The organism is Dyella sp. (assembly GCF_035486915.1).
Lineage (GTDB): Bacteria > Pseudomonadota > Gammaproteobacteria > Xanthomonadales > Rhodanobacteraceae > Dyella_B.
The window spans coordinates 1-20,076 of sequence record NZ_DATHMR010000204.1 but is presented as its reverse complement, the minus strand read 5'-3'; the positions used below and the strand labels follow the sequence as shown (position 1 = coordinate 20,076).

Sequence of the window (20,076 nt, the reverse complement as noted above, 5' to 3'; positions counted from 1 at the left end):
ACGTCCAGCACGCTGCTTGGCAGTGGGCTAATCGGTCGATCGCTTACACGACGTGCGCGACGATGACGTGATTGACGCGCGTCGCTTCATTCCCTCTCGATTAGTGATTTGAGTGCTGCGTCCAGGGACACGGCTCCCTTGCGTGAGCCGGCCTCGCCGTTCTCGAACTCAATCCAGCCCTCGTTGAAACCGTCGAGCATCTGCATGCGCGGTGTCGGATTTTTCATTCCTTGTGCAATGAAGCGTTTCTCCCACTCCTCGCGAGGCACGGCTTGCGCATGCACCGGACGACCGAGCAATTTTGCGAAGGTTGCAGCGACATCATGCGGAGTGACGCGACGCGGCCCTTCCAAATCGACGATGCGTCGACCGCTCCATCGCTCCTGCAGCAGCTCCGCTGCGACACGACCTATGTCGGATGTCGCCACCATGGGAACGGGTTTGTCGAGCGGCAGCAGATAGCTGTCGATCACACCACGATCCCGTGCCGACGCGATGTCCGCTGCCGCGTTTTCCATGAACCATGCAGCACGAAGGAAGGCGATCGGAATCGGCAACGAGCTGAGTGCTTGTTCCAGAATACCAAGCACGTTGAGGAGATTGGGCTGTTTCGCCTGAGCACCGATCGTCGATAAGCAAACGGTTTTCGCTGGGCGTGTCGCATCGAGCGCCGTAGCTAGCGCTGCCACCATCGGGAGTGCTTCGACAAAGCCGGGCTTTGGATCGAATATCGGTGGCAGCATCACGAATACGCCGTTGGCACCCTCGAATGCTTTGATCAGTGCCGCTGCATCGGTTGTGTCCGCCAATGCGATCTCGCAGCCGTGCGCGGCCCAGGCAGCAGCTTTGCTCTGATCGCGCATGACGCCGCGAACCGGCAGACCGGCGCCGCGCAGCACACGAGCGGCTTGACCGCCGACTCGACCAGTGATTCCTGTAATGACATACATAGATTCACTCCTACTCATTGTTGCGTGTGGTGCAGATGCGCACGACGGCACTGCACGAGGGAGAGACCTTGCGGGATGGCCTATCCGGCCATCGCGTTTGCACCAAACTTGGCGAAGGTCATTCCTGCTACATCAAGCTGCCTGGTCGGCCAGGCGCGGGTGAGACTCAGGGCCCTTCAGAGACCCATTTCAACGTGGCCAGCCAAAGATCATGGCCACGGTGCATCATGCTCTCATCGGTCTCACGCAGGTAGGCAGCATCAGCGCCTTTCCCAACTTCATCCATAACAACGTCGCAAGCGTCGCCCGCGGGCGTGAGATACCAGGTGTGGTAGAACGTGGGCGCGGCACCCGGCGCATAGCCGTACCAGCCGATCCGCGTAGTCGGCACGTACTCGTTGATTTTACTTTCCAGTGGCAGCCCGAACGTCGTCCAGCGAAAGACCGTGCCTTGCGCGAGAACAGGGCTATTGCCGACGATGTGGACATCTTTCGAATTGGGATACCACTGAGGCCATTTGTCCGCGTCAACGATGTGTTTCCACACGCGCTCGCACGATGCGTGGATGACAAGCTCGTTATGCGAGAACAGGTCGGCCTTTTCAGGATCGAACCCCGTTGGCCAATGAATATCGCGCGAGCGGTTTTTAAGATCTTCTTTCATGCTTCCAGCGATCTTCGTGGTCGCTGCCGAACCGGCTTGCGGGGCCGCAACAGTTTGCGCAGGGGTCATACCGCTCCAAGAAGAAACGGCAAACAGTAGCGCTGCGAAACCGAAAAGCTGGATCGTGTTGCGAACTCTTCGTTGCGCGCTCATGGAGCTCTCCCTATGGCTGGACTGGGCATATTCATCATGGATTGGCGTACGGCGCATCACGCGCGATCCTTGTCGTGGAAGCGCTGCATCCAGTACGGATAGGGCACATCAGGCTGGGATACATCGTTCAGCCGTTGACGATGCTCCGGCGACAACATCCGTTCCGCCGCCTGCAAATTGGCCGAGAGTTGCGATTCGGAACTCGCACCGACTATCACGGTGGCGACTTCATCGCGTCCCAGCAACCAGGCCAGAGCAACTTGCGCGGGTGTTGTACCCATGGCCTGGGCGACGGCGCGCAGTTCGTACACGATGGGATCTACCTTCTGCGGATTGATCGGCGGAAAGTTGAGATTCGTGCGACGCCCCTTTGCAACTTGACCATCCTGCGCGGTGTACTTCCCGCTGAGATAGCCACCCGACAGCGGACTCCAAATCATCAGCGCCACATTGTTCTGCTGCGCCACCGCAGCAATGTCGTGTTCGATGTCACGCGCCGCAAGCGAGTAGTGCACTTGGTTGCTGGTGATGTGCGCCCAGTGCGCGTGCGAAGTGACGGCGTGGGCGCGCTCGAGTTCGGCGGCGCTGAAATTGCACACGCCGATGTGGCGGACCTTGCCTTGGCTGACCAGGTCGTCGAGTGCGCGCAATGTTTCGTCCAGCGGCGTCAGCGCATCGCGATCATGAAGTTGCATCAGGTCGATGTGGTCGCGGCCGAGGCGCTTGAGGCTCGTCTCCACCGTGCGCAGGATATGCGAGCGGCCAAGTCCAACCTGGTTTGGCCCGGGACCGGTTCGAAGGCGCACTTTGGTCGCAACGAGCATGCGTGTTTCATCGAGACTTAAGTCGGCGAGCACTTGCCCGACCACTTGTTCGGATTGCCCTTGCGAGTAGGCATCCGCCGTGTCGATCAGATTCACCCCTTGGTCTACAGCAAGACCGACCAGGCGGGTGGCCTGTCCACGATCGAGGCCGGCAATCGACTCCCAGATACCGCTACCCGCTCCAAAGGTCATGGCGCCAAGTGCGAGACGGGAAACTCTTAGGCCAGAACGGCCGAATGTGCAGTAGTTCATCACCTGGCTCCTGTGTGGATCGACGACGGTGCACACGATAGGCATTCGACCAGTGCTCGCCTAGAGCGTAAAATACGAAATACTTATTCGTTAAAAGCGAAGAATCGAATGCGCGTCGATCAACTGGCAGCCATGCGCTTGTTTGTCCGCATCGTCGAAACCGGGTCTTTCGGCCGCGCCGCACGCGCCCTAAAGATGTCTTCATCGAATGCGACGGAAAGGATGGCGCGGCTGGAGGAAACCTTGGGCGTGCGCTTATTGGCTCGCACGACACGAGCGCTCGCGCCTACCGAAGCCGGCTCGCGCTACTACGAAGTCTGCCGCCGCGTACTCAACGATCTGGACGAGATCGAAGCGTCGCTAACCGATTCACGTGAGGCGCTGACGGGTAAGGTCAGAGTGAGCGCCAATAGCTCGGTGGCACGATCGATCCTCATCCCACGATTGCCGCAATGGTATGCGCAGCATCCGGGCATTCACCTCGAACTGGTGATGAGCGACCAGCGCAGCGACTTCGTGCGCGACAACATCGATTTCGCGGTGCGCATCGGCGGTCTCGAAGATCAGGATCTGGTGCTGCGACCCTTGGGACGCCCGCGACGCGTCACCGTGGCATCGCCCGCTTATCTGCGGCAGATGGGCCGTCCACAAAGTCTGGAAGATCTATCACGGCATCGACTGATCGACTTGCTCCTCCCACAACCTGGGACACAGTTGGAATGGGAATTTGAGGCCGATGGCAAGCGTAGTGAGTTGTATCCACCGAGCGTGGCATCCGTCAGCGATTCCGACGCGCGTCTTCAGCTCGCGATAGCGGGTATGGGCATTGTGCAGAGCCTATGTTTCATCGCTGCACCCGCATTGCTGGAGGGCAAGCTTGAGCGTGTTCTGACAGCATGGGAAACCCAGGCTCCCGAAGTGTCGATTCTCTACCCGCGTGATCGCCATCTACCTGCCCGAATCCAAGCAACGATGGATGCGTTCACTGTGTGGATAAGAGAGGCGCTCGGCGAGAACCGCAGTTAATTTTTTTGACCGCAAGCACAAAGTCAATGTACGAAATCAAAATTTTTGCCGCGTTTTTGGCTGCCTGACGCTATCCCTCACAGATCTCTCGACAAAATTCCAAGAACGCTTCAACGGCCGCGGGAGCCAAACGGCGCGAGGGTCGCATGATGTAAAGCGGGTACGTCTCTCCCGGCCAATTGGGGAACAACTCGACGAGTGCACCACTCGCGATCAAATGTTCGGTACCCAGGGATAGCAGTTGCGCAATACCAGCCCCAGCCACACACGCTTGCACCATCGTGTCCACGTCCGTGAGCGTTAGATGTCCTTTTGTTTCGACAGGCAGTACCTCGCTGCCACGTTGAAACTCCCAGTGGAATGGCTTGCCATGTCGAGGATCGATGTACTGAATGCAATCGTGCTCGATAAGTTTGGATGGCGTTTTGGGTTGTCCATGTCTGGCGATGTAGGCGGGCGACGCAACCGTCAGGACTCGCGTTTCGAACAAGAGCCGCGACGACATCGTGGAAGGCGGTTGCGGTCCGAAACGCACCGCAACGTCAATGCCCTCGCCGACCATATCGCCGACATCCGGCTGCTGCAAAATGGTTAGTTCGAGTCCCGGGTAGCGCTCTCGCAAAAGAGGCAGCTTCGGCGCGAGTACGTGACGCGCAAAGATGGGATTAAGACTTACCCGTAGCGCACCGCGCACCGTCACGGCCGCGCCCGAAGCGAAATTAGCGGCTTCCTCGATGCCTTCGAGATGCGGTGCAGCGCGCTCGTAGAGGCGAATGCCTTCATCGGTTAGATGCAGCGTGCGTGTTGTGCGATTCAACAACCGAACGCCCAGCCGCTCTTCGAGCCTCGCGACCGATCGGCTCACCCCAGATGCCGACAGCCCGAGCATTTCGCCTGCCCGACTGAAGCTGCCGGCCTCAACGACCGCGGCCAACACGCTCATCCCGGAAAGCAGCCGCCCATCGAAGCTCATGGGGAGTCTCCATTTGTGATTTTAAGCAAAAATGATTTGCGTGACTCTACCTTTATCAAAGATAGGCCACAACCTATCTTTGCGCCCAACGGTACGCCAGAGGGCTGACACGGACTCCCCGCCTACCGCCAAGGCGATTGATCGATTCACTCATCTCATCGACAACATGGAGACCTTCCTATGTCTGGTTATCCACGCAATACCCTATTCAAGGGCGGCACCATCTTGACGATGGATGCCAAGGTTCCCAACCTGGCGATCGGCGACGTTCTCGTCCAGGGCGACCGCATCGCAGCCATTGGCCCGAACATCCAAACCGAGGATGCGCAGATCATTGACGCGTCGGGCAGCATCGTCCTTCCGGGCCTGATCGACGCACATCACCATGCATGGCTCGGCGTGATGCGTCGGCTGATGCCCGACGTCGACGATCTCTTCGCTTACATCGACGTGGTTGCCGAAAAGTTGGGCGCGCACTACCGCCCGCTGGACATGTACCTGAGCACGAAGCTGACGGCCACCGCGTCCCTCGATGCAGGCATCACCACCATCATCGACGCATGCCACAGTTCGCGCACACCGGAGCACACCGACGCAGCCCTGGATGCGCTCGATCATGCAGGCATCCGCGCGTTGCACATGGTCGGCGCCGCCATGGACAAGCAGGCTTCGGCCGCGCACTTGCCGAAGGATCTCGAACGTCTCGCACTCAACTGGAATCATGACGCGGGTCTCGTCCGGGTTGGTTTGTTCGGGCAACTCAATCTCGACTGGTGGAAGATCGCGCGCGAACTGGACATGCGCATCTTGACCGAGTTCATCGGCGACCTTGCCAAGCTTTCACCGGAATTTGCAGAACCCGGCGTGCTGGGCCCGCACAACATCTTCAACCATTGCACGCGCGTGCCGGAAGAAACGTGGAAGCTATTCGCACAGGCAGGCGTCAACATCACCGTCAATCCGCGCTCGGATGCGCTGTTTGGTTTTGACGACGAAACGTTCGCTTATCAGAAAGCCATCGACTACGGCTTGAAGCCCGCACTTGGTATTGATCTGGACACCGCTTTCGGTAGCGACATGTTCGGCGAGATGCACGCGCTGTTCGGACAGCAACGTTCTGCCATGCGCTATCGCCGCTTCCATAAGGAAGCAAACGTACCGGCGCCGATCTCGGTGAATGCGGTGCTGGAAGCAGCAACGGTCAATGGTGCACGCGTCGCGGGACTCGAAGATTCGATTGGCACGCTGAGCCCCGGCAAACAGGCCGACATCATCATGATTCGTACGGATGGTGCCGCAGTGTTCCCTGTTACGAATGCAATCGGCACTGTTGTGCAGGCCGTCGAGCGCTCGGATGTCGACACCGTAATGGTTGCCGGTGAGATCCGTAAGCGTGCAGGCAAGTTGGTGGGTGTCGATGTGGCGCAACTGTCCGCGGATGTCGTTGCTTCCCGCAACTACTTGCTCAAAGCCAGTGGATATCGTCCGGACCTCTTCAGTACGTCCGCCGCCAACACGGAAGTCTTGGCTTAATTTCGAAGGCGTCGCCGAGTGAAACTGGCGACGCCTCGATCCCCATCAACTGAGATCGTGGAGGCTGTTATGTCAGCGCCCGCTGTAATCGATGTGAACCGAGCTCAGGAAGCACCGGTTCAACTGTCTCGCCCCGCACCCGGCATCATTGCGGCACTGTTCTGCGGTTACCTAGCTGTCGGTCTGCCATTGCCGGTCATTCCGCTCTTCATTCACGAGAAGCTGCATTTCAGCAATTTTATCGTCGGTCTCGTCATCGGTATTCAATTCGTCGCAACAGTGCTGACGCGTGGTTATGCCGGCCGGCTCACCGATCATCACGGCGGTAAGCGATCCGCTCTCCAAGGCGCGGTGGTGTGCGCACTCGGTGGGCTTCTTTATCTCATTGCAGCGACGCCCGCCCTGTCGCCCGCGATTAGTCTCGCCGTCGTCATCGCTGGCCGTCTGGTCGCCGGATTCGGCGAAAGCCAGTTCGTAACGGGCTGCGTCTCCTGGTCGATTGCGTCGGTGGGTCCGCAACGCGCTGGCATGTCCATGTCGTGGACCGGCATCGCGATGTTTGCGGCACTCGCTATCGGTGCACCGGTCGGTATGGCGCTCTATCAGGCCTATGGGCTTCAAACGGCGATGATTGCATGCATCGTTGCACCGCTCACCGCCGCCGCGATTGCGCTCCGCAATACATCCTACTCAAGCTCAGCGGGCCAACGCCTGCCGTTCTACCGGGTCATCGGTCAGATTTGGCGAGAGGGATTTGGACTCATGCTGCAGGGCGTCGGCTTGTCAGGTCTCACTGCTTTCGCATCGCTTTACTTCGCAGCAAAGACATGGAGTCATGCAGGCCTGGTGATGACGGCTTTCGGCGTCGGCTTCATTCTCGTGCGCCTCGTGCTCGGGCATTTGCCGGACAAAATGAGCGGCTATCGCGTTGCGCTCTGGTCGTTGGTCATCGAGGCGATTGGCCAGGCCATGGTGTGGACCGCTCCGTATGAAGTCGTCGCCCTCATAGGTGCACTCGTTACAGGTCTTGGCTGCGCACTTGTATTCCCGGCACTTGGCGTGGAGGCACTCAAGCGAGTGACGCCAGCTAATCGTGGCAGCGCCATGGGTGCTTTCGTCGCCTTTCTCGACATCGCTTACGGAATATCCGGTCCTGCGGCGGGCATCATCGCCGGACATTTCGGTTATGCCGCCGTCTATCTCTTCGGCGCCATCTGCGCGCTTATTGGCGCGGCACTCGTGCTCACGGTTCGTGCGCCGCAACGTTGAAACATCAAAGGCCGTGCCGGCAAGCCATCGCTTGCCGGCGTCGGCCACAGGAGAATGAAACATGTCACGCATCTTTATTTCGGGTTCGTCCACCGGCCTTGGCTTGATGACGGCCGAACTGCTCGCAAGCCAAGGCCACAAGGTCGTCATCCACGCGCGCAACGACAATCGCGCCGAGGATGCTGCACGTTCCCTGCCTAAAGCAGAGGCTGTCGTCATTGGCGATCTGGAAACCATTGCTGGTACGACGAGCGTCGCAGCGCAAGTCAACGCACTCGGTCGCTTCGATGCGATCATCCACAATGCCGCCGTGGGATACCGCGAAGGACAGCTCACCACCTCCGATGGATTGCCGCACGTCTTCGCGATCAACACGTTATCGCCTTACCTGCTCACAGCGCTGATTGAGCGCCCACAACGACTCATCTATCTCAGCTCTGGCATGCATCATCATGTCGATGCCAATCTGGACGACATCCTGTGGAAGAAGCGCCGCTGGAATGGTTCTTCCGCCTACGCCGAAAGCAAGCTCCACGATGCCATGCTCGCCTTCGCTGTCTCACGACGCTGGACGGATGTTCTGTCGAACTCGCTAGAGCCGGGCTGGGTGCCGACCAAGATGGGTGGGCCTGGTGCGCCCGACGACATGGACAAGGCGCATGTCACGCAGGCTTGGCTAGCGGTGAACGACAATCCTGAGGCGCAAGTCACGGGGAAATATTTCTATCACCTCAAGCGGATGAAGCCCAATCCACAGGCCTATGACACAGCGTTGCAAGATCGTCTCCTGGCCATTTGCGCTGAAATTTCAGGCGTAACGCTGCCAACGTGAACTTTTACGCTGTCAAATCTTGAAGTAGTAAAAGGCTGTGGGCATGTCTGTTTTGGGTTGAAAACGGACGTTACTGGCGCCCTAAATTCAACAATGGGTTCGACGAGTACGGTTACCACCTCGTCAAAGTGAGCATCACTTAGGCGGCGCGAGACCTAGCCGTGTCCCAGCCTCTACTTGATTAAGAAATGATCACCTTCACTGGCCCGGACGGTCGAAGCCCGGCGGAAACTCAGACGAGCAGTCACTTAGGGTGAGGTCTTGGAAGTTGCTGTACACCAGCGTGTCTACATAGGCTTGCTCAGCTAAGTTCATGCACACTGCATGCACTTTTGGGGCATGCACCACCGCCACTGCGCTGTGGTGCACCAAAGTATTACAATGGATGATCCATATTGGTGCAACAGTAGGCCGTTTCGGGTGCTTCTTTCGATTTAAACGATTGATTCCTATGTCGTTGTGCATTTGGTACGGAGCTTGCCAATATGCACGCGTGCCGTCCAACCCATCTTGAGGTTTCCCCCATGTCCGCCGCCAAAAAAGTCCTCGACCTTATCCAGGAACATGACGTCGAGTTCGTCGACCTGCGTTTTGCCGACATGCTCGGCAAGCACCATCACGTCACCTTTCCCTCCCACACCATCGACGAGTCGACCTTCGAAGACGGCAAGATGTTCGACGGCTCCTCGATCTCGGGCTGGAAGGGCATCAACGAATCGGACATGGTGCTGCTGCCCGACCCGGACACCGCTTACCTCGATCCGTTCAGCGGCCACACGCAGCTCGTTCTGCATTGCGACGTGCTGGAACCCAGCACCATGCAGGCCTATGGCCGCGATCCGCGCTCCATCGCCAAGCGTGCCGAGGCGTTCCTGAAGTCCACGGGTGTTGCCGACACAGCGTTCTTCGGTCCGGAGCCGGAATTCTTCATCTTCGATTCCGTGCGCTGGCAGAACGACATGGGCCGCGTGTTCTACGAAATCGAATCGCAGGAAGCCGCGTGGAGTTCGCGCTTCAAGTACGACGAAGGCAACAGCGGCCATCGTCCGGGCGTGAAGGGTGGCTACTTCCCCGTTAGCCCGGTCGATTCGCTGGCCGACCTGCGCGCGGACATGTGCAAAGTGCTGGAGTCGCTGGGCCAAGTCGTGGAAGTGCATCACCACGAAGTGGCGAACGCGGGCCAGTGCGAGATCGGCGTGAAGTTCAACACGCTGGTGCAGAAAGCCGATGAACTGATGACGATGAAGTACGTCATCAAGAACGTCGCGCACCAGAACGGCAAGACCGTCACCTTCATGCCCAAGCCGATCGTCGGCGACAACGGCAGCGGCATGCACGTGCATCAGTCGTTGGCGAAGGACGGCAAGAACCTGTTCTCCGGCGATCTGTACGGCGGTCTTTCGCAGACGGCACTGTGGTACATCGGCGGCATCTTCAAGCACGCCAAGGCTATCAACGCATTCGCCAACTCCACCACCAACAGCTACAAGCGTCTGGTGCCGGGTTTCGAGGCGCCAGTGATGCTGGCTTATTCCGCACGCAACCGTTCAGCGAGCTGCCGCATTCCGTTCGTGTCCAATCCGAAGGGCCGCCGCATCGAAGTGCGCTTCCCCGATCCGATGCAGTCGGGCTACCTCACCTTCACCGCGCTGATGATGGCGGGCCTCGACGGTATCTTGAACAAGATCGATCCGGGTGCACCGGCCGACAAGGATCTCTACGATCTGCCGCCGGAAGAAGAGAAGAACATTCCGCAGGTGTGCTCCAGCCTCGACGCAGCGCTCGATGCGCTCGACAAGGACCGCGACTTCTTGAAGGCAGGCGGTGTGTTCAGTGACGACTTCATCGATGCGTACATCGAACTGAAGATGCAGGAAGTCACGCGTTACCGCGCCAGCACGCATCCGCTGGAATTTCAGATGTATTACGCGATCTGATCGCGTTTACATCGCAGATGTGCAAAACAACGGGCGCTTCGGCGCCCGTTGTTTTATTGGGCCGCCTCGCAACGGTTACGCCCGGCGCCTTTGGCTACATAAAGTGCGCCATCGGCGCGGATCAACCACTGCGAAAGCGTTTCGCCTTCGCGCCAGACCGCCACACCGATGCTGGTGGTGACAGGAATGGTTCGACCCTCGTACACAACGGGCTCGGCGGCGACGGCTTCGCGAATACGCTCGGCCACCGTCATGCCTTTCTCCAGCGTACTGTTGGGCAAGCACACCAGAAGTTCTTCGCCACCATAACGACCCAGAACATCGCCGTCGCGGCAGTGACGCAGGATGGTTTGGCATACGGCGCGGATGACCGCGTCGCCTGCTAGATGCCCATAGGTATCGTTCACCCGCTTGAAACGATCCAGATCGAGCAATGCGATGCACAGGTTGCCGTCCTCGGCCAGTTGGCGAAACCCTTCGGCCATTTCGAGCAAACGACGGCGGTTGAGTATGCCGGTCAACTCATCCGTGCTCGCCAACTCATCAAGGCGTTGGTTGGCGGTGATGAGATCGCGCGTGCGCAAGTCGATCTGCTTTTGCAGATGCACCGCCTGACGCCGCAAATAGAGCGTGCGCAGTTGGACCACGCCCAACAGCACCGCTAGCAGCAAGACGCCTGCGACGAGCAGGGCGGTCACGGTTTCATACCAGCGCGGTTCGGCAACAATCGGTAACGTCGTTTCGACCACACGCGAGCGCAAACCTTGCGTCACCGCGCGTAAGTGCAAGGCGTATTTGCCATGCGGCAGGTTGGTGTAGATCGCGCTCGGCAAGCTGCCGCGTGGCACGTCGATCCAGTCGTCGTCGAAACCTTCCATGCGATAGCTGTAGCTGGTCTCCGACGGCGCCTGGAAATCAAGCAGCGCAAAGTCGACGCGCAGGCTGCGATTCTGCGGTTTGAGTTTCAACGCATCGTTTGCGTTGGGCAGCTGACCAAAAGGGAGCGGTGTGCCGTTGATCACGGCATATGTCACGTCCAATGGCGCATCTTCTGTCCGTTCCGGCGGTTGCCAAGTCGGACGGATGACGGTGAGACCGCCAAGGCCGCCAAACAAAAGTTCGCCCGTCGGCGCACGTGCAGCGGATGCATAGATGTAGCTGGGGATGCGCAAACCATCGCGACTGCTCAGGTTATGCACGGCGTGCGTTTTACCGTCGATCCGCGAGACGCCACCCGTCAGGCTGACCCACAAATTGCTGTTGTCATCCGACAGCACGGCATTGATGTTGTCGCTGCTCAGACCCTGCGCCATGCCGATGGTGTTGAAACGATACGACGCGTCGCCGATATGCGAAGTCAGCACGGCTAAACCACCATACGTGCCTACCCACAAGTGGCCTTGTGGATCCATCGCCACGGAGCTGACCAGATAGTTCGGTAGACTGTTCGGATCGTTGGCCTGACTGATCACATTTCTGAAGTGATCGGTTTGCGTCGTATCGGCCGCGATGCTGATGCCGTGGCTCGTGAGATACCAGATCTCATGTCCGATGCGCTCGATGCGTCGCACGGTGTCGCTGGCGAGACTGTCCGGATCGCTGATCTTGTGGCTGAAATGCGTCAACGCATGCGTCTGGATGTCGTAGCGATACACGCCGTCGTAGGTGGCGATTTGCAGGTTCTGACCGTCTGCAAGCAGATGCAGGACCGGCTTATCGTCGATCGCGGGGATGAGGGAATCCTGCACGGCCAGCGTATCGAGCGAAATGCGGGCGAGTCCTTGAGTGCCAACCCAAAGGAAACCGTCCGGCATTTCGGCGAAGGCCTGCACGTCGCGATGTGTCTGATTTCCGCCCAGCTGCAGATGCTGGATGCGTCCCGCCTTCAGATCGATCATATCGACCCGGCCCGCGCTCATGCCCAGCCAGATGCGCTGTCTGGAATCGACGTAAATACCACGCACATTCGTATTGGCCAGTCCCTGCGCGCTCTGCGTGACGGCAGGCAAGATCGTGAAGGCGGAACGTGCGGTCGGCTGCGTGTGCGCCACGCCCAGATCGCTGGCGACCCATACATTGCCGGCACGATCCTGCATCAATGCCCGCAGCGAATCGCCGGGCAGCGAGGATGGCAGCGCCGCATCGTGGGCCAGGTTTCGAAGGTTGCCGGTATCGGGCGAATACACCACGACGCCGTTGCCGTCGGTCGCCAGCCAGATCGTATCGGGGCTGACTTCCAGAAAGTCGCGCACGGTCGAGCGGCGCTCGTTATTCGCCGCATAACCGCTGTAACCGGCAACGGCGTGCCAAGTGCCATCGCGATCCCGATACACCGCACCCGACTGCGTGCTGCCGGCCCACAGCCGTCCTTCTTTGTCTTCGTAGATGGTCCAGATGCCATCCTTCAAGACCGTGTCGACGATACCGGGCGGATGCGAGGGACGAACAAACGTCTTGCTGCCAGCACTTCGCACGAAAAGGCCATGGTCGTTGCCGAGCCACACATTGCCCTCGCGATCTTCCAGTACGCCGAAGTTGCGTGGCGACATCGCGCCGCCTCCGCCGACGATGGGAGCAATACGATTGGTAGGCAAATCCAGGCGATCCAGGCCGTGCTCGGTGGCAAGCCACACACCGTCGGTGCCATCGCGCGCCATCGCGTAGATCTTGCGATCGCTGGTGCCGCCTTTACCGATGGGGTAGGTGACAAAACGATCGCTCTGCGGATCGAACCGGGTCAAGCCACCGGCATTCGTGCCCACCAACACGCTGCCATCCGGCAGAGCCAGCAGACAGCGCACATAGGCGTCAGGAAGTTCGGCCGAATGGCCGGAAACGTCGCTGAACGTCTGCAAGCGGTAACCGTCGTAGCGAACCAGGCCGCCCATGGTGCCGATCCACATCAGCCCTCGTTGATCCTGGGCCAACGCGGTGACGATGGAGTGCGGCAGTCCGTCATTGACGCTCAGGCGGTCGAACCACGGTATGTCCAAGGGCGCCCACGGGTCGTCGCCGGCAAGCGCAACGTGAAATGGTAGCGCCAGGACAAAAAGACATGACAGCCAGGCAAGCAATGCCCGGCTCAATATGGACGTCCGATCGCGCATCATGCAGCCGGGTAACCCCGAGCCGCGACGTCACTAAAACGCATCACTCCGCCCCTCTGGCAAACCCCTGCTCTCCACGCTTGCTTCATGCGTCGCGCGACCGGCTTAGAGCAACCCCACACACAACAACGATGCCATCTACCAGCCGACTGTACCGGGTGACAGACGACCCCATCATAGTGGGCGCTCTAGTGAAAACGAACGCCTTTCGCAAGGCGATCTAGTATGAACGTCGTCACATAGCCGATAGAAATTTCTTGCGAACGAACGTTTCACCTACCGGCGTTGGCCGTCTTAACCGGTGAAACCGGCGGATTTTTCCGGGCGAAACAGCCATCGCTAGCGAATAAGATGTTCGCTACGCATCGATGACCTATTGGTTGAGATATCGCAGTTGCGCTGCAACATTTTTGTCACTCACGCCTCTTAGGGTGGCTGGATGACTCAAGCACGCGATGTCGTCAGGTGGGCACCCCCGCACCTCGATGGTTCTTTCAAGGGCTTTTTTGTTGGGGCGACACGCGCATGACGATCACGCGACGCGGATTTCTGCGCGGGGCAGGTGGATTGCTCGGCACGTTTGCGTTGGCCGATCTGTGGCGCACCGCTCAGGCATTTACGCCGCCGCCAATGACCATGCCGATGGCGATGCGGACCCATGCGCCGACACTGGCCTCGCCCAAGGTTCCGCTGATCAATCCCACATCGCTGGCGCGCTTTGTCGATCCGTTACCGGTGCCATCCGTTGCACGCGCCACAGGCGTGCGCGCGCATCCGCGCTATCCGGGACGCGAGTTGCCTTATTACCGCGTGGAAATGCGCGCGTTCAAAACCAAGCTTCATCGCGACATTCCTGCAACGTCGATGTGGGGCTACAACGGCTCGTTTCCGGGGCCCACGCTCGAAGCGAAACGCGACGAACCGTTGCTCGTCGATTGGGTCAACGCGTTACCCGACAAACATTTCCTGCCCATCGATCACAACATTCACGGCGCGGAGAAAAACACGCCCGAAGTGCGTGTCGTGACGCACGTGCATGGTGCGCGCGTTCCGGCAGACGCGGATGGTTATCCCGAAGATTGGTACGTACCCGGTCACTCGGCGCTTTATCACTATCCGAACGGACAAGATGCCGCCACGCTCTGGTATCACGACCATGCGATGGGCATTACCCGGCTCAACATTTATGCCGGACTTGCTGGTGCTTTCATCGTGCGCGATGACGAAGAAAAAGCGCTCAATCTTCCTGCGGGCGACTACGACATACCGTTGATGCTTTGCGATCGCCTGGTCGCACAGGATGGTCAGCTGTACTACCCGGTGTCCGACGATCCGTCCGCGCCGTGGGTCATGCAATGCAACGGCAATCTGCCGTTGTGCAACGGCAAGATCTTTCCCTATTTCGACGTCGAACCGCGGCGCTACCGCTTCCGCATCATCAACGTGGCCAACTTCAGCTTCTTCGATCTTTCGCTGTCGCACGACCACGCATTTGCTCAAATCGCGACGGATCAAGGCTTGCTCTCCGCGCCGCTTCAACGCGATCGGATCGAGTTGTATCCTGCTGAACGCGCCGATGTAGTGATCGACTTTTCAAACGCGGCCGGACAAGCCATTCAGCTGCGTCATCAATCGCAAGGCATTCTCGAATTTCGTGTGCGCAGCCAGAGCGTTCGCGACACCTCGGTATTGCCAGCCGCGCTAAGAGCCGTGCCGCGTATCGATGTGGCATCGGCGGCGCAACATCGTGTGATGACGCTCAACGAAATCGACGACGCCAACGGCTTCGCCATGACGATGTTGCTCGATGGCAAGCGCTGGCACGAGCCGATCACCGAAAAGCCGCTGCAAAACAGCACCGAAACGTGGAGTTTCGTCAATCTGAGCGGCGATGCGCATCCCATTCATCTACATCTGGTGCGTTTCCAGGTTATCGACAGACGTCCATTCGATCTGTTCGCCTGGAACTCGCATCGTGCGTTGACATTCACCGGGCCGGCGATTTTGCCTGAACCGCATGAATCAGGTTGGAAAGACACGGTACGCGCCGATCCGGGCATGGTCACGCGCATCGCGATGCGGTTCGAAGGCGAACCAGGCCGTTATGTGTGGCACTGTCATTTTCTCGAGCACGAAGACAACGAAATGATGCGCCCGTACGAGGTCTTGCCGGCGCATTCGTAAAAGGGATGTCAATACAAAGTATGTGCACCATCACGCTTGTCGCACCACTGTCATCAGATCGCGACGCTATGTCGCGCTCCTGCCAACGTTACGTCATGTACGCAGCGCACACTCTTCGGCGCTTGCGAGGGGCGAAATGTTCGCAAGCAGTAATCAGGGGGATTACTCGATTGCAGGCTTTCGTGGATTGCCAGCAGGAGACACCAGTCATGCGTACGAAGTTTGGCCGTACCAGCTTGAAACCTTTTGCCCTGTGCGCGCTCGTAACCGGCATCGTCGGTTTAGCCAACGCGCAAACCTCAAACACTTCCAATGATGCTGCCTTCCGCGCCAATGTGCCCAATGCAGCCACCACGCCGGTGCATGGACAGCCCGGCGGTGTTGTGACGCTATACAACCCGAATTCAGGTCGGGACAACAGCGATCGCACGCGCACGCCGATCAAGCACGTCATTCTGCTCATTGGTGAAAACCGCACCTTCGATCACGTGTTTGCAACCTATACGCCACCTGCTGGTCAGACGGTCAACAACCTGTTGTCCGAAGGTATCGTGAAGGCCGATGGCACGCCGGGCCCGAATGTTGCTAAGGCGCAACAGTGGCAGGCCAGCCAGACCGGCGACTACTCAAACTCGCCGACACGCACCGGCGCATACGCCAACCTGCCGCAGATGAACACTGGTGGCGCGCCGACACAGCCATTCCTCGCTTCCGCTGCGCAGGCAGAAGCCATTGAGCCGGCGTTGCCAACGGCCGACTATCCGGAACTCGCCGAAGGCGGTACCGGTCTGCCGAACGATGTCGTCGACACGCGCTTCCCGGCGACGTTGACGAATGCTCCGGTGAGCATGCACGCGTCGATCAGCTACAACGACTACGCCAACAGCCCGGTGCACCGCTTCTTCCAGATGTGGCAACAGCTGGACTGCAACACGCACAACGCGACACGCGCCAACCCAAGCGGTTGCCGTGCGGACTTGTTCCCGTGGGTGGAAGTGACGATGGGCGCTGGCAACAATGGCGTCACGCAGCCGGCGAATTTCACGGATGAAAGCACCGGTGAAGGCTCCACGTCCATGCAGTTCCTCAACATGGCTCAAGGCGATGCACCGTACCTCAAACAACTCGCCCAGCAGTATGCGTTGAGCGACAACTTCCACCAGTCGGTGATGGGTGGCACGGGTGCCAACCACATCATGCTGGGCTTCGGTGATGCGATCTATTACGCCGACGCAAACGGCAACCCTGCCGTGCCGCCGTCGAACCAGATCGAAAATCCCAACTCGCAGTCTGGCACCAACAACTGGTGGGTGCAGGACGGTTACAGCGGTGGTTCGTATGTGAACTGCGCCGATGACACGCAGCCTGGCGTAGCCCCGGTTCGCAGCTATCTGAAGAGCCTGCCGTATCGCACCTTCCGCGGCACCGATTGCAAGTCCGGCGCCTATTATCTGGTGAACAACTACAACCCCGGTTACCTGGGGACAGGTGAAGCCGCTCCGCTGGGCGCCGATCAGTTCACCGTTCCGCCGACCAAGCAGCAGAACCTCGCGTTGCTGTTGAATCGCCACAACGTCAGCTGGAAGTACTACGGCGAAGGTTGGTCCAACGGCACGGAATCGGGTGAAGCAGGCACGTTCTGCAACATCTGCGATCCGTTCCTGTACTCCACGCAGGTCATGACCAACCCGACCCTGCGCGCGAACAACCAGGACATCAACAACCTCTACACCGACATCCAGAACGGCACGCTGCCGGCCGTGGCGATTGCCAAGCCGGATGGACTGCTGGACGGCCACCCGGCTTCCTCGAAGCTGGAACTGTACGAAGGTTACGTGCAGAAGATCGTGCAGATGGTGCAGGCCAACCCGACGCTGTGGAACAACACTGCGATCATGATCACCTTCGACGAAGGCGGTGGTTACTATGACTCCGGTTATGTGCAGCCGATCGACTTCTTCGGCGACGGTACGCGCATCCCGCTGCTCGTGGTCTCCAAGTACTCCACCGGCGGTCGCGTGGTTCACACCTACTTCGATCACGTGTCGTTCGACAAATTCGTCGAAGCCAACTGGGGTATCAACGAGACGATTTCCGGCCGCAGCCGCGACAATCTGCCGAACCCGATCCAGTTCCACGAAAACCCGTATGTGCCGGTCAACGCACCTGCCATCGGCGATCTGATGGATATGTTCGACTTTCATCAGGGTTGGCAACAGAGTGGCAACGTTGCCTCCACGCAGAACTGAGTAAGCTTCAACCCATGCCCTGCCCGCTTCGGCGGGCAGGGCATGTTCGTTTTTGAATTCGCGACACGAGAGTTCGTACTACGAGAGATGGAACACCCATGACATCACGCTACCTGCGCCGCTGGTCCAATCCGCTTGCTGCTTTGCTGCTGGTCAGTGCTTCGCAGACCATCGGCTCGAACGCGCATGCCGATCCCGGTGATTTTCAGGCGATGCCGGGTCTGTGGAAGATCACCATGCACACGGTCAAGGGCGGTCACACCGACAAGACCATCGTCAAGTGGCGATGTCTCGATGACGGTGCCGATCCGTGGAAAGTATTCGTCGACGTGTTGGTACCCGATCCGGAATGCCAACGTTCCGGCGAACATCGCACGAGCACGGCCCTGACGTGGAACGCGAGTTGCGCGGGCAAATCCGGCAATGGCCATATCGAACTCGATTCGCCGATGCACTACACCGGCGACGTTACGCTCAATGGTCAAGACGCGCTGCAGATCGAGGCACAGCGTTACGCGGCGTGCACCGGTCCCAGCGACTGACAAGCGCCCTGGGGACGTAACCTGGGTGTCACGAACATAAGCCGATTGTCTACACATCTCGGTCGCGCGAAATTCACGCGTTTCCTACGTGCGCGCGGGGATGTTATCTCCCGCTGAACCGCGAATGGTAAGTCCTGTCCATGTGGACGAGCCAATTGCACAGGGGCGTAAGACTCGTGTGAGGGACTCACACGCTCAACAGGGGATACATCATGCTTTTCGCGAAAAGCAGGATCATGAGTGCCGCCGCGGCACTCGTGATGATGACGGGTGCCGCACATGCGGGCACCTTTCCGGATTATGGATACCAACCGCCCGCCAGTTACACAGGGCCGATCTTCCAGCTCAGCCAGAACTATCCGAAAACACTTCCTACAGGGCCACTTCCGGCTTTCTTCAAACTGCTGCCGCCGAAACTGACCAACGACTTCGAACAGTGGCGGACGTACGTCGATGCGGTAAAGAAATACTGCCTGGACGGCAATGTCGAAAGCGATTGGTATGTGCAGAACAACAAAGTCCGCCATTGGTACCACGCACCGTGGCAGCACTACGGCCCGCTGGGACGCGAAGGCATACACGGGCTCACCAAAGAGGCGCAGATCCAGTCGCAACAATTGGCGCCGACGCAGGTGACCACGGGTCAGACGTTCGCGGTTGGTATCTATAACGACATCGGCGGATACACGATCGGTCAGGTGTGGAAAGATCCGCAGAATCCCGATCCGAGCGTCACGTCGAAGCCGAACAGTTTTCACAACGGTACAGTGGTATGCAAACCGTTGTTCGCGGATGTCGATCTCAAGCAGGTGCCGTTCCTGGTGAATCCTGTGTTGTGGCAGGCGTACGTGACCGACAGCTTCGATTCGGCCAATCGCGAAATCAAAAACGTGGCGTTGATCCAGATGGATTTCGCCGTCCGCGATACGCGCGTTCCCGGTACGGGCTGGATTTTCGGAACGTTCCAATACAACGGCCAGGTCACCGGTGAAGCAAATTGGGACAACCTCGTGCCGGTCGGCGTGATGTGGGGCAACGATCCGGAAAACACCGGCAACGATTACACCAACAAGCAACCAACGGTGACCAAGATCAATCCGACGATCATGGAGTCGGCGATCAACGCCAAGACCTCTGAATTGCCACCGACACATCTTGGTTGGAATGGACGTCTGGACGGCCCGGTCGACAATCCAGTCAGTGCCTGCCTGAGTTGTCACATGACTGCCGAAAGTCCGCAATTGTCGCCGATGAATCCGACCTTCCAGGCGCCCGACAAAGTGCCACCGGTCGGCTCCAAGGAATGGATGCGCTGGTTCCAGAACGAGCCGGCGGGCAAACCGTTCGATGCCGCAGCACTCAGCACCGACTTCAGTCTGCAGCTCGCCGGCGGTATCCAGAACTTTTACGACTGGAAGTGCACGCAGGATGGTGTGTTTGTCCAGGGTGGCAACGTTTGCCAGCAGGGACAAAAGCAGCTGAAACTGATGAAGTCGATCACGCCGCCCGCCAAGGTATTCAAGGTCGAGCGCGATCCGGCACTCAACGAATTGCATTGATCGCCTGCGCGACATGACAGCA

The 20,076-nt window shown here is 58.9% G+C and carries 14 protein-coding genes; 9 read left to right on the top strand and 5 right to left on the bottom strand.

Translation table 11 applies throughout. The annotated features are described in order from the left end of the window. Nucleotides 1-86 precede the first annotated feature (86 nt). The 3 genes from VK725_RS16995 to VK725_RS16985 all read right to left on the bottom strand — a co-directional run bounded on the left by VK725_RS16995 (nucleotide 87) and on the right by VK725_RS16985 (nucleotide 2,843). The gene (locus VK725_RS16995; RefSeq protein ID WP_325319246.1) at nucleotides 87-950 is read right to left on the bottom strand and encodes an NmrA family NAD(P)-binding protein; all 864 of its coding nucleotides are present in this window, start codon (nucleotides 948-950) and stop codon (nucleotides 87-89) included. Between the two features lie 166 nt (nucleotides 951-1,116). After that, entirely contained in the window at nucleotides 1,117-1,824 is a 708-nt protein-coding gene (locus VK725_RS16990; RefSeq protein WP_325319290.1) for an SRPBCC family protein, read from the bottom strand. Beyond that, the gene (locus VK725_RS16985) at nucleotides 1,824-2,843 is read right to left on the bottom strand and encodes an aldo/keto reductase (RefSeq protein ID WP_325319245.1); all 1,020 of its coding nucleotides are present in this window, start codon (nucleotides 2,841-2,843) and stop codon (nucleotides 1,824-1,826) included. Before VK725_RS16985 ends, VK725_RS16990 begins: the two co-directional genes overlap by 1 nt. Before the next feature lie 108 nt (nucleotides 2,844-2,951). Between VK725_RS16985 and VK725_RS16980 the strand changes: the two genes are divergently transcribed. After that, a complete protein-coding gene (locus tag VK725_RS16980; RefSeq protein ID WP_325319244.1) occupies nucleotides 2,952-3,869 on the top strand; it encodes a LysR family transcriptional regulator in 918 nt (305 codons plus the stop codon). Nucleotides 3,870-3,939: 70 nt separating this feature from the next. Here the strand turns inward: VK725_RS16980 and VK725_RS16975 are convergent, their stop codons facing one another. Then, the gene (locus VK725_RS16975; protein WP_325319243.1) at nucleotides 3,940-4,842 is read right to left on the bottom strand and encodes a LysR family transcriptional regulator; all 903 of its coding nucleotides are present in this window, start codon (nucleotides 4,840-4,842) and stop codon (nucleotides 3,940-3,942) included. 180 nt (nucleotides 4,843-5,022) lie between these two features. Here VK725_RS16975 and VK725_RS16970 point away from each other — a divergent pair, with 180 nt between their 5' ends. The 4 genes from VK725_RS16970 (at nucleotide 5,023) to glnA (ending at nucleotide 10,413) form a co-directional block, all read left to right on the top strand. Beyond that, on the top strand, nucleotides 5,023-6,375 hold the full coding sequence (locus VK725_RS16970) for an amidohydrolase family protein (protein ID WP_325319242.1): 1,353 nt from the start codon (nucleotides 5,023-5,025) through the stop codon (nucleotides 6,373-6,375). Between the two features lie 69 nt (nucleotides 6,376-6,444). Beyond that, nucleotides 6,445-7,644: an arabinose transporter gene (locus tag VK725_RS16965; RefSeq protein WP_325319241.1), complete on the top strand. Its 1,200-nt coding sequence runs from the start codon at nucleotides 6,445-6,447 to the stop codon at nucleotides 7,642-7,644. Nucleotides 7,645-7,705: 61 nt separating this feature from the next. After that, nucleotides 7,706-8,476 carry an SDR family NAD(P)-dependent oxidoreductase gene (locus VK725_RS16960; protein WP_325319240.1) on the top strand — a complete coding sequence of 257 codons (771 nt, stop codon included), beginning with the start codon at nucleotides 7,706-7,708 and terminating at the stop codon, nucleotides 8,474-8,476. Between the two features lie 524 nt (nucleotides 8,477-9,000). Further along, nucleotides 9,001-10,413 (top strand): type I glutamate--ammonia ligase, encoded by a 1,413-nt coding sequence (gene glnA / locus VK725_RS16955; RefSeq protein ID WP_325319239.1) that lies wholly within the window; start codon nucleotides 9,001-9,003, stop codon nucleotides 10,411-10,413. Nucleotides 10,414-10,466: 53 nt separating this feature from the next. On the opposite strand, the gene VK725_RS16950 is transcribed toward glnA, so the two are convergent. Beyond that, nucleotides 10,467-13,487, bottom strand: coding sequence for a diguanylate cyclase (locus VK725_RS16950; RefSeq protein ID WP_325319238.1), 3,021 nt, complete (start codon nucleotides 13,485-13,487; stop codon nucleotides 10,467-10,469). 558 nt (nucleotides 13,488-14,045) lie between these two features. Here VK725_RS16950 and VK725_RS16945 point away from each other — a divergent pair. The 4 genes from VK725_RS16945 (at nucleotide 14,046) to VK725_RS16930 (ending at nucleotide 20,054) form a co-directional block, all read left to right on the top strand. Continuing rightward, on the top strand, nucleotides 14,046-15,704 hold the full coding sequence (locus tag VK725_RS16945; protein WP_325319237.1) for a multicopper oxidase family protein: 1,659 nt from the start codon (nucleotides 14,046-14,048) through the stop codon (nucleotides 15,702-15,704). Between the two features lie 209 nt (nucleotides 15,705-15,913). Then, on the top strand, nucleotides 15,914-17,953 hold the full coding sequence (locus VK725_RS16940) for an alkaline phosphatase family protein (protein ID WP_325319236.1): 2,040 nt from the start codon (nucleotides 15,914-15,916) through the stop codon (nucleotides 17,951-17,953). A gap of 98 nt (nucleotides 17,954-18,051) precedes the next feature. Continuing rightward, nucleotides 18,052-18,495 (top strand): hypothetical protein, encoded by a 444-nt coding sequence (locus tag VK725_RS16935; RefSeq protein WP_325319235.1) that lies wholly within the window; start codon nucleotides 18,052-18,054, stop codon nucleotides 18,493-18,495. A 236-nt stretch (nucleotides 18,496-18,731) separates the two neighbouring features. Further along, complete coding sequence (locus tag VK725_RS16930; RefSeq protein ID WP_325319234.1) at nucleotides 18,732-20,054, top strand: hypothetical protein; 1,323 nt, start codon at nucleotides 18,732-18,734, stop codon at nucleotides 20,052-20,054. The last annotated feature ends 22 nt before the right edge of the window (nucleotides 20,055-20,076 follow it).

Coding starts and splice junctions, on each gene's coding strand:
- VK725_RS16965 (WP_325319241.1), top strand. CDS start 6,445: ATGTCAGCGCCCGCTGTAATCGATGTGAACCGAGCTCAGGAAGCACCG.
- VK725_RS16975 (WP_325319243.1), bottom strand. CDS start 4,842: ATGAGCTTCGATGGGCGGCTGCTTTCCGGGATGAGCGTGTTGGCCGCG.
- VK725_RS16985 (WP_325319245.1), bottom strand. CDS start 2,843: ATGAACTACTGCACATTCGGCCGTTCTGGCCTAAGAGTTTCCCGTCTC.
- VK725_RS16960 (WP_325319240.1), top strand. CDS start 7,706: ATGTCACGCATCTTTATTTCGGGTTCGTCCACCGGCCTTGGCTTGATG.
- VK725_RS16940 (WP_325319236.1), top strand. CDS start 15,914: ATGCGTACGAAGTTTGGCCGTACCAGCTTGAAACCTTTTGCCCTGTGC.
- glnA (WP_325319239.1), top strand. CDS start 9,001: ATGTCCGCCGCCAAAAAAGTCCTCGACCTTATCCAGGAACATGACGTC.
- VK725_RS16990 (WP_325319290.1), bottom strand. CDS start 1,824: ATGCGCCGTACGCCAATCCATGATGAATATGCCCAGTCCAGCCATAGG.
- VK725_RS16970 (WP_325319242.1), top strand. CDS start 5,023: ATGTCTGGTTATCCACGCAATACCCTATTCAAGGGCGGCACCATCTTG.
- VK725_RS16945 (WP_325319237.1), top strand. CDS start 14,046: ATGACGATCACGCGACGCGGATTTCTGCGCGGGGCAGGTGGATTGCTC.
- VK725_RS16935 (WP_325319235.1), top strand. CDS start 18,052: ATGACATCACGCTACCTGCGCCGCTGGTCCAATCCGCTTGCTGCTTTG.
- VK725_RS16995 (WP_325319246.1), bottom strand. CDS start 950: ATGTATGTCATTACAGGAATCACTGGTCGAGTCGGCGGTCAAGCCGCT.
- VK725_RS16980 (WP_325319244.1), top strand. CDS start 2,952: ATGCGCGTCGATCAACTGGCAGCCATGCGCTTGTTTGTCCGCATCGTC.
- VK725_RS16930 (WP_325319234.1), top strand. CDS start 18,732: ATGAGTGCCGCCGCGGCACTCGTGATGATGACGGGTGCCGCACATGCG.